A 13189-nucleotide genomic window follows, 5' to 3' on the forward strand; every position below is an offset into this window, starting at 1 on the left:
GATAAAGTCTCTTGTGATATTGGTATTACCAATAAATTTTCGATACGGGTACATCAGGAATGGCCATCGGACAGATCGCGCCGAAAAGACTCGCAGACACCATTGTGGAACAGCTGGAAACCATGATTCTGGAGGGCACCCTGCAACCAGGCGAGCGACTGCCGCCAGAACGGGTGTTGTCAGAGCAATTCGGAGTGTCACGCCCTTCGCTGCGCGAGGCTATCCAGCGACTGACGGCCAGGGGCCTGCTGGTGAGCCGCCAGGGCGGCGGCAACTATGTCACCGAGTCCCTGGGTGGCAGTTTTAGTGACCCGCTGATTCCCTTGCTGGAAAACCGGCCGGATGCCCAACGGGATTTGCTGGAGTTCCGACGCACCCTGGAAGCGGACTGCGCCTACTACGCGGCATTGCGGGCCACCGAGGTGGACCGCGCCCACCTGAAAACCGCCTATGAGGCGCTGCAAGCCTGCTACAGCACCGAAAAGGAGCGGGATCTGGAAGCCGAAGGCGCGGCGGACGCACGCTTTCACCTGGCCATTGCCGAGGCCAGCCACAACGTGATCCTTCTGCATACCATTCGCAACCTCTTCAACATGCTGAAGAGCAACGTAGTGACCAACATTGGCGGCATGTACCAGAGGGAGGCGGAGACCCGTCAGGGCCTGGTGGAGCAGCATCGAATGCTGTACGAGGCCATCACGGAAGGTAGGGCCGACGAAGCCCGGGAACTGGCCGGCAAGCACATTCTGTACGTTCAGCAGGTGCTCTCGGAACGGAGCGAGAATAACCGTCGGCTGGAGCGGTCCCTGCGGCGGGACAAACTGGCGCGAACCTGAACAAGCCCTGTCCGGTGCTCAGAGCATTCGATTGATCTCTTTCCACAATCTGCGATAGGCATCGGCGGCCACGGAGCTGGGCGCGAGCAGCTGCACCGGCGTGCCTTCTTCGCCCATTTTCTCAACCACACTGGCGTTCGGGATGATGGTTTTCAGGCCTTTGGGCAGGATCTCATCCTGGGCATTGATCAGCTCCCGGTGCAGCCCTTTGCGCCGATCGGCCATGGAATAAAACGGGTGCAGCTTACCCGGCTTCAGCTTCTTGTCCTTGGCAAACTCCGCCAGCTGTTTCCAGCTATTCAGGGACAGCCAGGTGGGAATCACCGGCACAAACACCTCGTCTGCCGCTTTTAGCACCTGCTCCGAAAGCCGGGACAGCGACGGCGGGCTATCCAGTATCACCAGACTGGTTTCTTCGGACAGAGGTGCCAGCCACTGTTTGATCAGGTTACTGCCATCCTCCTGGTCCAGTTTGACATCCAGATTACGGAAACTGGTGTGGGACGGGATGAAGTCCAGGTTTTCATAGTCGCTCTCGTGAATGAACTCGGCGATGGGCGTCTTCCCCTTGAGCAACTGCGACAACTTGTGACCTTTGATCTTGTCGGCACCGGCCAGGTACCAGCTGGAAGCGCCCTGAGGGTCCAGATCCCACAACAGTGTCGAATACCCGGCCTGGCTGGCCAGATAAGCGATGTTCACGGCAGCGGCGGTTTTGCCAACACCGCCCTTCAGACTGTAAAACGCAATGGTCCTCATCCTGTCAGATCCTTTTATCCAGGCATAAAAAAACCGGGGAAGTCCCCGGTTAAAGCATTCACACGATGCACAACACAATGCATGTCGTCCTGATGAGATCTCAGGTTAGGCTTTTCCGGTGACAGTTTGATGACAGCCGGCAGGCCATCGTTAAACTTTCCCTGTTCACTGACTTACCTTCTCCCAGACGGTCAGCTCGGAGAAGCTGTGCTGAAACTTGTTTCTCGTCTCCCGTATAACAAACGGCAGGCTCCAGGGCTCGAACAGCAGGCGGAAATGTGGCGCCAGCATTTCCCTCAGACCGTCGAACGTCGAGAAGTCCTCACCATTCTTTTTGAAACCACCGACCCAGTGTTCCCTGGGCGTGTATTCCTCGAGCCAGGTGTAGGGTGAGGCAATCACCAGAAGCCCGAGCTCGTTAATCCGTTCGTGGATGGTTTCCAGAAACAGCGATGGCTGGTACAGCCGATCGATCAGGTTGCCCGCGAGCACCAGATCATACCCCGCGAACTGCGATGGCAGATCGCAAGCATCGCCCTGGTGAAAAGCCACACGGTCGGCGGCCTCCTCCAGCCCGAGGGATGCCAGGCTCTGATCCTGAAAGCTCACCAGCTCACCTTCTTCCGGACGGGCATAGCGCACTCGTTTCCCGGGCCACTTCCTGACCTTTGTTGACGAAGGCGTTGGAGAAATCAATGCCGTCCACGTGCCGGAAATGCCGGGCCAACTCGAAGCTGGTGCGACCAACGGCGCAACCGATATCCAGTGCGCGCTCAAGCGGCCTTCCATCCATCGCATGCATGGCAGCGTCGGCCAGGGCCTTGGGAAAGTTGGCCTCACCATGCCACCGTTCGCCAAAGTGAAATTCCAGGTATTGGGCGAGGGTGGTGTCGTTTTCATAGTACGCGGCTTGCTGCAAGGGAATTCTCCTACCCTGAATGGTTCAACGGTTATCGCTAGCCTAACAGGAAGTTGCCAATGCCCTGATCAATAACCGTCTCTTCCGAGCGATCCTTGAGCGGCACCCCGGAAACCTGCTGTCGGCGGGCCTCTTTGAGCAGATACATCAGCCGCCGGCTCGCCTCTGCCCACGACAGCCCCGCCGGCCGAATGTTCGATATACAGTTCCGGCTGGCGTCGGTCAGCCCGGGCTCAGGCGCCCAGGTCAGGTAAAGCCCGAGGCTGTCCGGAGAACTCAGGCCAGGACGCTCGCCAATCAGCACCACCACACAGCGGGCGTTGAGCCGGTGACCCACATCGTCCCCGATCCCGACCCGTCCTTGAGAGACAACGATCAGGGGCGCCAGTTCCCAGGTCTGATCGTCGGCTTCAAGATCTGTCAGTAGCGCATCGAGAAGGCCGAGGGCATTTTGCTGCACACCGAAGGAAGACAGGCCGTCTGCGATCACCAGTGCCAGGTCGACGGGCGAGTCGCCGGTGTGGCCCAACCGATCCAGCTTCTCACAGGACTGAGCGCTGAGCCTGCGACCAAGATCCGGGCGCTGCAGGTAGGTTACCCGGTCGTCGGCCTGACTGTGCAGATGAACCGGCTCATGTGGCAGCAGTGATTTTCCTGGTTCGCTCAGATCCCCCAGTTGCGCCATTAACGCAGCGGTATCCAATGGCAGATGCACCGCGTCCCTGGCCTGGGCATGAGCCAACTGAAACGCCAGCATCTCCAGGGTGGGCAGGCTGACACCTGCGCGACCCAGACCAATCCGGGCATCGGTCCAGGCCGACAGCCGACGCCACGGGTTCTCAATAACTACCGGTTTGCGCTCAGTCATGGCCCTGCCCCTCCGGCAACCGGGCCAGACTCTCCCGGAACGCCTCCGGTAAGCCCTCGGAGGGCACCTTTCCTTCGGAATCGCCGAAGATCTGCATCCTGGTCAGCCACTGTTCGAACTCCGGCGCCGGTCGCTTGTCCAGAACCCGTCGCAGATACAGGGCATCGTGAAACGACGTGGTCTGATAGTTCAGCATGATATCGTCCGAGCCGGGTATGCCCATGATGAAATTGCAGCCGGCTACGCCCAGAAGTGTGAGCAGGTTGTCCATGTCGTTCTGGTCGGCCTCGGCATGATTGGTGTAACAGATATCACACCCCATGGGCAGGCCCAGCAACTTGCCACAGAAGTGATCTTCCAGACCGGCCCGGGTAATCTCCTTGCCGTCAAACAGGTATTCGGGGCCGATGAATCCAACCACCGTGTTCACCAGAAGCGGCTGGAATTTGCGGGCCACGGCGTACGCCCGGGCTTCACAGGTCTGCTGGTCCACACCGTGATGGGCATCAGCGGACAGCGCACTGCCCTGGCCGGTCTCGAAATACATCACATTGTTGCCCACGGTGCCTCGGTTCAGCGAGAGCGCCGCATCCCGGGCCTCGGCCAGAGTTGCCAGATCAAATCCGAAGCTGCGGTTAGTCGCCTCGGTACCGCCGATGGACTGGAATACCAGATCCACAGGCGCCTTCTGTTCGATGGCTTCCAGGGTGTTGGTAACATGGGTCAGGACGCAGGACTGGGTCGGAATCTCGTATTGTCGGATCACCTCATCCATCATCTGCAACAGCCGGACACTCTGGGACACGCTGTCAGTCGCGGGATTGATCCCGATAACGGCATCGCCACTGCCGTAAAGCAATCCATCCAGGATGCTGGCGGCGATGCCGGTCATGTCGTCGGTTGGATGGTTGGGTTGGAGCCGTGTCGACATTCGCCCCGGCAAGCCGATGGTGCTGCGAAAGGCAGTCTGCACCTGGCACTTTGCCGCCACCAGGATCAGGTCCTGGTTGCGCATGATCTTGGAGACCGCCGCTATCATCTCCGGTGTGATACCCGCCCGGATGCTTGCGAGCATCTCCGGAGTGGCGTGGTCGCTGAGAAGCCAGTTGCGGAAATCGCCGACGGTCAGATGGGACACCGGCTCGAACGCCACAGGATCATGATCGTCGAAAATCAGTCGGGTGACTTCGTCCTGCTCGTAGGGAATCAGCGCTTCGTTCAGAAAGGTTTTCAAAGGCAGGTCCGCCAGAGCCATCTGGGCCACCACCCGCTCTTCGGCGGTGTGCGCGATGACACCCGCCAGGCGATCACCAGAGCGCGCTGGCGTGGCCTTGGCCATCAACTCCGCCAGCGTTGCGAACTGCCATCGCCGGTCACCCAGACTGTACCGATACATTGCCCTCTCCCTGAGACGCGTTGTTCTACTATCTTAGGGGAATATCACACCGACAGATCAACTGCAGGGTAAAGCAATGACCGAGCACGCGGTTCTGACCAGTATCGATGAGGGCATCTACACTATCACGCTCAACCGGCCCGACAAACGCAACGCCGTGGACGGCCCGACAGCCGATGCCCTGCGCAGGGCATTCATCGAGTTTGAGGAAAACGATGCCCTGAAGGTTGCGGTGCTGTGCGGCACCGGGGGAAATTTCTGCTCCGGCGCCGACCTGGAAGCGATCGGCGATGAGCAGCGGCGCAACCGGATTGATCCCCACGGCACCGGCCACGGCCCCATGGGCCCGACCCGTATGCACTTTACCAAACCGGTGATCGCTGCCGTCTCCGGCTATGCCGTGGCCGGAGGTCTGGAGCTGGCACTGATGTGCGACCTGCGGGTTGTGGAAGCCTCTTCGGTATTTGGCGTTTTCTGCCGGCGCTGGGGCGTTCCCCTGATTGATGGTGGCACCGTCCGGCTGCCCCGCATTGTCGGCCATGGGCGAGCCATGGACATGATACTGACCGGGCGCCCCGTCAACGCAGAGGAGGCCATGGAAATGGGACTGGCAAACCGGGTCGTTCCGGACGGGACAGCACTGCAAGCGGCCCAGGAACTGGCGGCAACCATTGCCGGATTCCCGCAACGCTGCATGCGGGCAGACAGGGCGTCTGCCATTCATCAATGGGATCTGGATACCCGGGAAGCCCTGGAAGCCGAGGGGGCCGGGGGCTACCCGGTGGTTTTCGAAGAGGCCATTGCCGGGGCCCGGAAATTTAAAGAGGGGGCTGGCCGCCACGGCCAGTTCTGAGCAGGCTCGCAAGCCAGTCGATCAGATCCGGATAGGCATCCAGATCCAGCACAAATTCCTGTCCGCGGGCCGCGCAAGTCAGGTAGCACCAGGGTGAATCGAGCTGCCAGCGGTCCGCTCTGGTGTGATAGCTCAGGGGCGGGCGGTCCTCGCCCGGAAAAAATGCAGCCGGCAGACGCCATCGGGTCGGCAGCCGGCTTTGCGGATCCGTAAGTACAAGATCATCCCGCAACATCGGGAACACGCCACTGCCGGGAAAGACCGCTGTCCCGGTTGCCAATTGGCAGGCATCAGAAGACTCATAGAGCGTGTTGCCAGCGTCCGGCTGGCCGTGGAAGTGGGGATGATATCGGGCCCAGGGCAACGCATCGGGTGCCAGTTCATCAATGACATGTATCTGGCCAATCTGCAGCCAGCCCCAGATGGCATGAAACGGGCGTGAACCGGGCACAAAGCGCCAGCGACGATTATGCAGTTCAGCGCGCCGGAAGACCCCGAAGAACAGGAACAGGTCTCCGGGTTCAATCCCCTGATTGCGCAAATGCCCCTGGGCAGAACCGGTTTGCCCCAATACAGGTCGCCAGCCATTTTCACGTGGGTAGGCATCAGCCACCAGGTCCGGGTCCAGGTGGGCGCCATCCCCGCCTCGAATTCTGCCGCCGGTGAGATCCCGGGCGATCTTGCCCAGACGGCGTTCTTCGAAAACGACTTCGCTGTAGCGGATTCGGGACTGGGCATCCGGAATGGGCAGTACACACAGGGAACCGTCCGGTAAAACCGGGCTGGGACAACCACCGGCAGAAGAATCGAACCCCTTCCGGCTCAGAATCAATCGCATGGCATCACTGGAAAATCATGAGGGCTGAACGGGCCGTAAATGCTATCGTAGTTTCAACAATAATGCGCGAATGCCACCGATCGGAACCTTCAACACCATGAGAATAGTCTGCATCTCCGACACCCACAGCATGCATCGCCAGATCCAGGTGCCTGACGGCGACCTGCTGATTCACGCCGGCGACTGCCTCGGCGTCGGGACCCTGGATGAACTGGAGGATCTCGACCGGTGGTTTTCCGAGTTACCCCACAGAAACAAAATCCTGATTGCCGGCAATCACGACTGGTGTTTCCAGGATGAGCCGGCCGAAGCTCGCGAACTGATACGCCATGCCCATTATTTGCAGGACAGCCCGGTGGAACTGGAAGGCCTGAAGTTCTGGGGAAGCCCATGGACGCCGGTGTTCTTCAACTGGGCGTTCAACCTTGAACGGGGCGATGCTCTTGCCGAACGCTGGGCCCGTATTCCCGAAGACACCGACGTGTTGATCACCCACGGTCCTCCGGCGGGTATCCGGGACAAAATCGATTCGCCCACCGGCATTATTCGTCCCGGCTGCGAAGCACTGGCCGAACGCGTAGCCAGCTTGACTCTGAAGCTGCATATCTTCGGCCATATTCACGAAGACCACGGCCGGGAACAGATCGGTGACTGCCTCTACGTGAACGCCAGCACCTGTAATGGGAGCTTCAAGCCTCTGAACCCACCGATTGTGATCGATCTGTAGCACCGATTGGGGCTAATCTTGAAACCAGCGCCCGCAGGCACCATGTTTGCGAGTTCGCGAATGACTTTTCTGCATCGGGAGCTCCATGCCTGACTGTCCTGAATACTCGCTGCTCGAACTGGCCTCCGTACGCGAGGGCGACTCGGTCGGCACCACGCTTGCCAACAGTGTGGCCTATGCCCAACGGGCTGAAAAACTCGGCTTCAAGCGCTTCTGGCTGGCCGAACATCACAACATGGAGGGCATCAGCAGCTCCGCTACTTCGGTTTTGATCGGGCACATCGCGGGCAAGACGGAAGCTATCCGGGTCGGTTCTGGCGGCGTCATGCTGCCAAATCATCCCCCACTGGTGATCGCCGAGCAGTTCGGAACGCTGGAAAGCCTGTACCCTGGCCGGATTGATCTCGGACTCGGCCGCGCACCCGGCACTGACCCGGTAACCGCACGGGCTCTCAGGCGTGATGGCCTGGGGGCAGAACAGTTTCCGGAGGATGTCGCGCGGCTTCAGTCGTTGCTTGGCCCTCTGCAGCCTGGCCAGCCCGTGAAGGCGATACCCGGGGCCGGCACCAACGTGCCTCTGTGGCTGCTGGGTTCAAGTCTTTACAGTGCCCAGCTTGCCGCCATGCGAGGCTTGCCCTATGCCTTCGCCGGGCATTTTGCCCCCAGACTGTATCGGGAAGCCCTGCGAGTCTACCGCGACAACTTCCAACCTTCGGAGCGACTCGAAAAGCCCTACGCCATGCTCGCACTGCCGGCCATTCCGGCGGACTCGGTGCAGGAAGCCGAGCATCTGGCCACAACCAGCTACCAGCGTATTCTCGCGCTGTTCCGGGGCCAGCCACTCTGGATGAAGCCTCCCGTGGACACCATGGAGGGATTGTGGAACGCCGGCGAAAAAGCCAGCGTAAAGGATTTCCTCGGGCTCCAGCTGCTCGGCGATGCCAACACCATCCAGCGCCAGCTTGAACAGATCCTTTCAGGCATTGAGGTCGATGAATTGATGTTTACCGTGGACATTTACGATCCCGCGAAGCGCAGGCATGCGCTCGATATCCTTGGTCAAACCAGAAAGGCCCCGCAGGCACTATCCTAGAGCACAGACTCCACCGCATCGATCAGCTCCGGATCCTGGGGACGCACCCGGCTCGGGAAGCTCTCCACCACCGTGCCTGATCGATCAATCACATACTTGGTGAAATTCCAGCGCGGGGGCTGACTCTGCTCGTTAATGGCCTGGAACACAGGGTTTGCCCCGGGTCCGGTAACCGCGCCCGGGGCAATCATGGTGAAGGTCACACCGAAGTTCTTGAAACAGACAGTCGCTGCTTCGGCTTCCGAATCTGCCTCCTGACGGAAATCGTCGCTGGCAAAACCGACCACCACCAACCCATCCTTCGCGTATTGCTTGTGCAGGGCCTCGAGCCCCCCAAACTGGCCGGTGTAACCGCAGCGGCTGGCGGTATTGACCACCAGCATCGGCTTGCCGGCCGCCAGGTCGCAGAGATTAACGGTGTCGGAGGAGTGCAGCTTGCGCATTTCATGATCGAGAAACGCCGGGCAGCTCTCGGCTTGCGCCACAGGCGCGCCCACAAGGCTGGCAACCACTGCCGGCATCATCAGAAGGCTTTTAAGGTGTTTCATGGATCCCGTTTCCCTGTTCGCTTCGCTGTTTTTTATACGCGCCGACCGGACGGCTGGCTCAGCCTGCAAAGTGGACATAAAGGGTTCGGCTGCTCATCATCCCGGGTAAACAGTGTTCAAAGCAGGAGCCATTTTCATCATGACCGATACCCCGATCCATGTCTTCCTCTCCCACGGCCTGGAAAGCGGCCCTGGCAGCACGAAAATCCAGGCCATGAAAGCCGAAGCCGAAACCTTCCCGAACATCAAGGCCCATGCGATTGATCACAGGAGTACCAAGGATCCTTCTACCCGCCTGAAACAAATGCAGGAGGCCATGGCTCAGAGCGGCGCCAATCCGGCAAACACCATACTGGCCGGCTCCAGCATGGGCGGCTGGGTGTGCGCTCAAACCAGTTCTGACACTCCGGTTCTGGGCTGCTTTATCCTGGCGCCAGCCCTTGCCATGACCCGGTACCCCCAGTCCAGCCCGATCATCCGGGCCCGCCACTGCCAGATCATCCACGGTTGGGAGGATGACGTAGTGCCGGTCGCTCCGGTGCTTGACCTGGCACGGGAGCAGGGCCTTCCCATACTGGTTCTGCCCGATGGCCACCGGCTGGAAAACAGTCTCGATCGGGTTGTCAGTGAGTTCCGCGGATTCCTCCAAACCTGCCTTTCAGATATGAATCAACCGTGATTTCATGAACTTGCGAAATCGGGAAACGACCGCTTCGGAATTTATTGTTTTGGCCATTTTCTTGCGAAAACCACTTTGTTTTGCCAGTCTTTATTAACGTAACAATAAATTTCAGCAAAAAAACGAACGGAGAAAACCCGATGAGCAGCATGAGCAAGTTCAAAAAACTGGCCGGAATTTCAGCGTTCGCGTTCGCTGCGATGACCATGGCGAATTCTGTAAACGCCGCAAACTGGCGGTACGCGCACGAGGAATACGAGGGCGACGTACAGGATGTGTTCGCCTACAAGTTCAAGGAATACATCGAGGAAAATTCCGACCACACCCTGCAGGTTTACCGTTTTGGCGAGCTGGGTGAGTCCGATGACATCATGGAGCAGACCCAGGCGGGCATCCTCAACTTCGTTAACCAGTCGCCCGGCTTTACCGGTTCCCTGATTCCTGAAGCCCAGATCTTCTTCATTCCTTACCTGATGCCGACCGACATGGATACGGTTATCGAGTTCTTCCGCACGAGTGAAGCCATCAACGAGGACTTCCCGGAGCTATACGCAGAGAAGGGCCTCGAGCTCCTCAAGATGTACCCGGAAGGTGAAATGGTTGTGACCGTGGACGAGCCGGTCACTGAGCCTGAGGACTTCAACAACAAGAAGATCCGGGTCATGACCAACCCTCTTCTGTCAGAAACCTATTCTGCCTTCGGCGCAACGCCCACACCGCTGCCCTGGGGCGAAGTGTACGGCGCACTGCAGACCAACATGATCCAGGGTCAGGAAAACCCCATTTTCTGGATCGAGTCCGGCGGTCTGTACGAAGTGTCTCCGAACCTCGTGTTCACCAAGCACGGTTGGTTCACCACTGCCATGATGGCCAACCAGGATTTCTACAACGGCCTGTCTGATGAAGACAAGAAGCTGGTGCAAGACGCCGCTGACTATGCCTTTGAAGAAATCATCGTGCACATCAACGGTCTTGCCGATGAAGCCCTGGCCAAGATCAAGAAAGCCAGCGATGAGGTCACCGTTACCCGTCTGACCGATGAGCAGATCGAAGCCTTCAAGGCCCGTGCGCCCCAGGTTGAAGAGAAGTTCATCGAAATGACTGGCGAGAGCGGCAAAGAACTGCTGAACCAGTTCAAGGAAGACCTCAAAGAAGTTCAGAACAACTGAACCTGATGGAACCACTCCCGCCGGCTCCGGCCGGCGGGTAGCTGTACTAACCCCGCCCCGCCGGGGACTTCCTACCGGCCGGGAGCGACATTCTCTGGAGCAGACCCCATGTCCGAGAATTCCCCGGATCTTGAAGACGATACCGGCATCTACGAGTCCGGCCTGCCCGGATTTCTTGGAACCATCGATGAAATAATTGCCAAGGTCGAGGCGTTCATGTTGGCCGTTGGCGTCATCCTGATGGCCATCAATACCTGTGTGAATGTTATTGCGCGGTATGTGTTCGGCGAAGGCCTTTTCTTCTCCGGTGAAATCAACCGGATTCTCATTATCCTGATCACCTTTGCCGGCATCGGCTATGCGGCGCGCCATGGCAGGCATATCCGGATGTCTGCAATATACGACGCCATTCCGGTCAAGGGGCGAAAAGTGCTGATGATCATCATCGCTTTGTTCACCTCGGTGGTTATGTTCTTCCTTTGCTATCACTCGTTCGAATATATCCAGACCCTGTACAGCCGGGGCCGCATTCTGCCTGCGCTGGGTTTTGAAATCTGGTGGATCTATATCTGGGTGCCCATCGGTTTTGCCATTACGGGAATTCAGTACCTCCTTACGGCCATCAAGAACTTCACCAGCAAGGACGTGTACCTCTCTACCGGGGTGGTAGACGGTTACGCGGATACCGAATCGGAAGTATGAACCCTGCAGCTGACATAAAGGAAGGATAAGAAATCATGGCAACTATAATGATGTTGATCATGATCGGGCTATTGCTGCTGGGCTTCCCGATGATGATTCCCCTGATCACCGGCGCTGTGGTCGGTTTTGTAATGATGTTTGATGGCTTCGGCCAGATGGGCACCTTCGTCCAGCAGATGATGGGTGGCATCCGGCCAGCCTCTCTCATTGCCGTCCCGATGTTCATTCTCGCCGCAGACATCATGACTCGCGGTCAATCCGCTGACCGCCTGATCAATATGGTCATGGCGTTCATCGGCCACGTAAAAGGCGGTCTGGCGATCAGTACCGCCACCTCCTGCACCCTTTTCGGTGCCGTATCAGGTTCTACCCAGGCAACGGTTGTGGCGGTTGGCTCGCCGTTGCGGCCCAAACTGCTCAAGGCCGGCTATTCGGATCCGTTCTCGCTCGCGCTGATTATCAACTCCAGTGACATTGCGTTTCTGATACCCCCGAGCATCGGCTTCATTATTTACGGTGTTATTTCGGAGACCTCCATTGCCGAGCTGTTCATTGCCGGTATCGGGCCAGGCTTGATGATTCTGATAATGTTTTCGATCTACTGCCTGATCTATGCTCGCGTCAACAACCTTCCGACCGAGGAGAAGTCCACCTGGAGCCAGAGAGCCGTAGCCATGCGCGAGGCTTTGTGGCCGCTGTTTTTCCCGGTCATTATCGTGGGCGGCATTTACGGGGGTATCTTCAGTCCGACAGAGGCTGCAGCAGTTTGCGTACTCTACGCCTTCCTGCTTGAGTTCGTGGTGTTCCGATCACTCAAGCTTGCTGACATCTATCGGATCGCGAAGTCCACAGGCTTGATCACCGCTGTCGTATTTATTCTGGTAGCCGTGGGCACCGGCTTCTCCTGGATTATTTCCTTTGCCCAAATCCCCCAGGCTATTCTGGACGCGGTCGGAATCAGTGACATGGGCCCGATAGGCGTGATGATTACCATCTGTATCGCCTTCTTTATTGCCTGCATGTTCGTTGACCCGATTGTGGTGATCCTGGTTTTGACGCCAATCTTTGCACCAGCCATCGAGGCCTCGGGCATCGACCCGGTACTGGTCGGCGTGCTCATTACCCTGCAGGTAGCCATCGGCTCGGCAACGCCGCCGTTCGGCTGTGACATCTTTACCGCCATCGCGATATTCAAGCGCCCCTATCTGGAGGTTATTCGCGGCACGCCGCCGTTCGTAATCATGCTGATAGCCGCTGCCGGGTTATTGATTGCGTTCCCGCAAATTGCGTTGTTCCTGCGCGACCTGGCCTTCAGGTGATCTGATCACCCTGAAGGGTGAATACAAAGGAGAGCAAGATGTTCAAACGGATTCTGGTGGCAGTCGATGGCTCGATGACCTCCTTCGATGCTCTGACCAAGGCCATCGAACTGCAAAAACTGACCGACGCAGAGATTTTTCTCCTCTGCGTCTACAAACACCACAGCCTGTTTGAGGCGTCGCTGTCGATAGGACGCCCGGACGACATGGATATCCCGGACAAGGTGCTGTCGGAATACGCCAAGGAAGTCGTCAATCACGCAAAGGAACTTGCCAAGGAACGTGGCGCCACCCACGTTCGGGGCTTTGTGAAGGCGGGCAGGCCGTCGAGAGTTATCATCGATTTTGCCAAAGACAAGGGCGCAGACCTGATTGTCGTAGGCACCAAAGGAACGCACAGTGACAAGGATGGCATGTTCCTTGGCAGCGTTTCCCACCGGGTTGCGTCCCATGCCAAGTGCCCGGTCCTGGTGGTGTGACCGT

At 58.3% G+C, this 13189-nt stretch carries 16 protein-coding genes; 9 read left to right on the forward strand and 7 right to left on the reverse strand.

The annotated features are described in order from the left end of the window. The first annotated feature begins 59 nt into the window (after window positions 1-59). Complete coding sequence (locus tag ABNF92_RS09075; protein WP_069182721.1) at window positions 60-836, forward strand: GntR family transcriptional regulator; 777 nt, start codon at window positions 60-62, stop codon at window positions 834-836. A gap of 18 nt (window positions 837-854) precedes the next feature. Here the strand turns inward: ABNF92_RS09075 and ABNF92_RS09080 are convergent, their stop codons facing one another. The 5 genes from ABNF92_RS09080 to ABNF92_RS09100 form a co-directional block, all read right to left on the reverse strand. Next, window positions 855-1595, reverse strand: coding sequence for an AAA family ATPase (locus ABNF92_RS09080; RefSeq protein WP_349343962.1), 741 nt, complete (start codon window positions 1593-1595; stop codon window positions 855-857). A gap of 165 nt (window positions 1596-1760) precedes the next feature. Continuing rightward, window positions 1761-2237, reverse strand: a complete 477-nt coding sequence (locus ABNF92_RS09085; RefSeq protein ID WP_349343963.1) for a putative 4-mercaptohistidine N1-methyltransferase — start codon at window positions 2235-2237, stop codon at window positions 1761-1763. After that, window positions 2209-2514 carry a methyltransferase domain-containing protein gene (locus ABNF92_RS09090; RefSeq protein ID WP_349343964.1) on the reverse strand — a complete coding sequence of 102 codons (306 nt, stop codon included), beginning with the start codon at window positions 2512-2514 and terminating at the stop codon, window positions 2209-2211. Before ABNF92_RS09090 ends, ABNF92_RS09085 begins: the two co-directional genes overlap by 29 nt. 37 nt (window positions 2515-2551) lie before the next feature. After that, window positions 2552-3382, reverse strand: coding sequence for an ethanolamine ammonia-lyase subunit EutC (gene eutC / locus ABNF92_RS09095; protein WP_349343965.1), 831 nt, complete (start codon window positions 3380-3382; stop codon window positions 2552-2554). Next, window positions 3375-4778, reverse strand: coding sequence for an ethanolamine ammonia-lyase subunit EutB (locus tag ABNF92_RS09100; protein ID WP_349343966.1), 1404 nt, complete (start codon window positions 4776-4778; stop codon window positions 3375-3377). Before ABNF92_RS09100 ends, eutC begins: the two co-directional genes overlap by 8 nt. A 76-nt stretch (window positions 4779-4854) precedes the next feature. Here ABNF92_RS09100 and ABNF92_RS09105 point away from each other — a divergent pair, with 76 nt between their 5' ends. Continuing rightward, a complete protein-coding gene (locus tag ABNF92_RS09105; protein ID WP_349343967.1) occupies window positions 4855-5631 on the forward strand; it encodes a crotonase/enoyl-CoA hydratase family protein in 777 nt (258 codons plus the stop codon). Here ABNF92_RS09105 and ABNF92_RS09110 read toward each other — a convergent pair. Then, window positions 5597-6469, reverse strand: a complete 873-nt coding sequence (locus tag ABNF92_RS09110) for a hypothetical protein (protein WP_349343968.1) — start codon at window positions 6467-6469, stop codon at window positions 5597-5599. The two genes, ABNF92_RS09105 and ABNF92_RS09110, sit on opposite strands and share 35 nt — an antisense overlap. Window positions 6470-6539: 70 nt before the next feature. Between ABNF92_RS09110 and ABNF92_RS09115 the strand changes: the two genes are divergently transcribed. Next, a complete protein-coding gene (locus ABNF92_RS09115; protein WP_136630721.1) occupies window positions 6540-7196 on the forward strand; it encodes a metallophosphatase domain-containing protein in 657 nt (218 codons plus the stop codon). 85 nt (window positions 7197-7281) lie between these two features. Further along, the gene (locus ABNF92_RS09120) at window positions 7282-8289 is read left to right on the forward strand and encodes an LLM class flavin-dependent oxidoreductase (RefSeq protein WP_291905540.1); all 1008 of its coding nucleotides are present in this window, start codon (window positions 7282-7284) and stop codon (window positions 8287-8289) included. Here the strand turns inward: ABNF92_RS09120 and ABNF92_RS09125 are convergent. Further along, window positions 8286-8837 carry a glutathione peroxidase gene (locus ABNF92_RS09125; protein WP_291905539.1) on the reverse strand — a complete coding sequence of 184 codons (552 nt, stop codon included), beginning with the start codon at window positions 8835-8837 and terminating at the stop codon, window positions 8286-8288. The genes ABNF92_RS09120 and ABNF92_RS09125 overlap by 4 nt on opposite strands. Before the next feature lie 139 nt (window positions 8838-8976). Between ABNF92_RS09125 and ABNF92_RS09130 the strand changes: the two genes are divergently transcribed. The 5 genes from ABNF92_RS09130 (at window position 8977) to ABNF92_RS09150 (ending at window position 13185) form a co-directional block, all read left to right on the forward strand. Further along, window positions 8977-9516 (forward strand): YqiA/YcfP family alpha/beta fold hydrolase, encoded by a 540-nt coding sequence (locus ABNF92_RS09130; protein WP_349343969.1) that lies wholly within the window; start codon window positions 8977-8979, stop codon window positions 9514-9516. Window positions 9517-9656: 140 nt separating this feature from the next. Beyond that, a complete protein-coding gene (gene dctP / locus ABNF92_RS09135) occupies window positions 9657-10685 on the forward strand; it encodes a TRAP transporter substrate-binding protein DctP (RefSeq protein WP_349343970.1) in 1029 nt (342 codons plus the stop codon). Between the two features lie 108 nt (window positions 10686-10793). Next, window positions 10794-11387 (forward strand): TRAP transporter small permease, encoded by a 594-nt coding sequence (locus ABNF92_RS09140; protein ID WP_069182710.1) that lies wholly within the window; start codon window positions 10794-10796, stop codon window positions 11385-11387. A 35-nt stretch (window positions 11388-11422) separates the two neighbouring features. Next, window positions 11423-12706: a TRAP transporter large permease gene (locus ABNF92_RS09145; protein WP_069182709.1), complete on the forward strand. Its 1284-nt coding sequence runs from the start codon at window positions 11423-11425 to the stop codon at window positions 12704-12706. 38 nt (window positions 12707-12744) lie between these two features. Continuing rightward, window positions 12745-13185 (forward strand): universal stress protein, encoded by a 441-nt coding sequence (locus tag ABNF92_RS09150; protein WP_069182708.1) that lies wholly within the window; start codon window positions 12745-12747, stop codon window positions 13183-13185. The last annotated feature ends 4 nt before the right edge of the window (window positions 13186-13189 follow it).

It is taken from the genome of Marinobacter sp. MMG032 (assembly GCF_040112695.1).
Taxonomy (GTDB): domain Bacteria; phylum Pseudomonadota; class Gammaproteobacteria; order Pseudomonadales; family Oleiphilaceae; genus Marinobacter; species Marinobacter salsuginis.

Excerpts from the sequence above, each read along its gene's own strand:
- ABNF92_RS09150 (WP_069182708.1), top strand. The coding sequence starts at position 12,745 with ATGTTCAAACGGATTCTGGTGGCAGTCGATGGCTCGATGACCTCCTTC.
- ABNF92_RS09125 (WP_291905539.1), bottom strand. The coding sequence starts at position 8,837 with ATGAAACACCTTAAAAGCCTTCTGATGATGCCGGCAGTGGTTGCCAGC.
- ABNF92_RS09130 (WP_349343969.1), top strand. The coding sequence starts at position 8,977 with ATGACCGATACCCCGATCCATGTCTTCCTCTCCCACGGCCTGGAAAGC.
- ABNF92_RS09145 (WP_069182709.1), top strand. The coding sequence starts at position 11,423 with ATGGCAACTATAATGATGTTGATCATGATCGGGCTATTGCTGCTGGGC.
- ABNF92_RS09080 (WP_349343962.1), bottom strand. The coding sequence starts at position 1,595 with ATGAGGACCATTGCGTTTTACAGTCTGAAGGGCGGTGTTGGCAAAACC.
- dctP (WP_349343970.1), top strand. The coding sequence starts at position 9,657 with ATGAGCAGCATGAGCAAGTTCAAAAAACTGGCCGGAATTTCAGCGTTC.
- ABNF92_RS09100 (WP_349343966.1), bottom strand. The coding sequence starts at position 4,778 with ATGTATCGGTACAGTCTGGGTGACCGGCGATGGCAGTTCGCAACGCTG.
- ABNF92_RS09115 (WP_136630721.1), top strand. The coding sequence starts at position 6,540 with ATGCCACCGATCGGAACCTTCAACACCATGAGAATAGTCTGCATCTCC.
- ABNF92_RS09110 (WP_349343968.1), bottom strand. The coding sequence starts at position 6,469 with ATGCGATTGATTCTGAGCCGGAAGGGGTTCGATTCTTCTGCCGGTGGT.
- eutC (WP_349343965.1), bottom strand. The coding sequence starts at position 3,382 with ATGACTGAGCGCAAACCGGTAGTTATTGAGAACCCGTGGCGTCGGCTG.
- ABNF92_RS09140 (WP_069182710.1), top strand. The coding sequence starts at position 10,794 with ATGTCCGAGAATTCCCCGGATCTTGAAGACGATACCGGCATCTACGAG.
- ABNF92_RS09075 (WP_069182721.1), top strand. The coding sequence starts at position 60 with ATGGCCATCGGACAGATCGCGCCGAAAAGACTCGCAGACACCATTGTG.
- ABNF92_RS09105 (WP_349343967.1), top strand. The coding sequence starts at position 4,855 with ATGACCGAGCACGCGGTTCTGACCAGTATCGATGAGGGCATCTACACT.
- ABNF92_RS09120 (WP_291905540.1), top strand. The coding sequence starts at position 7,282 with ATGCCTGACTGTCCTGAATACTCGCTGCTCGAACTGGCCTCCGTACGC.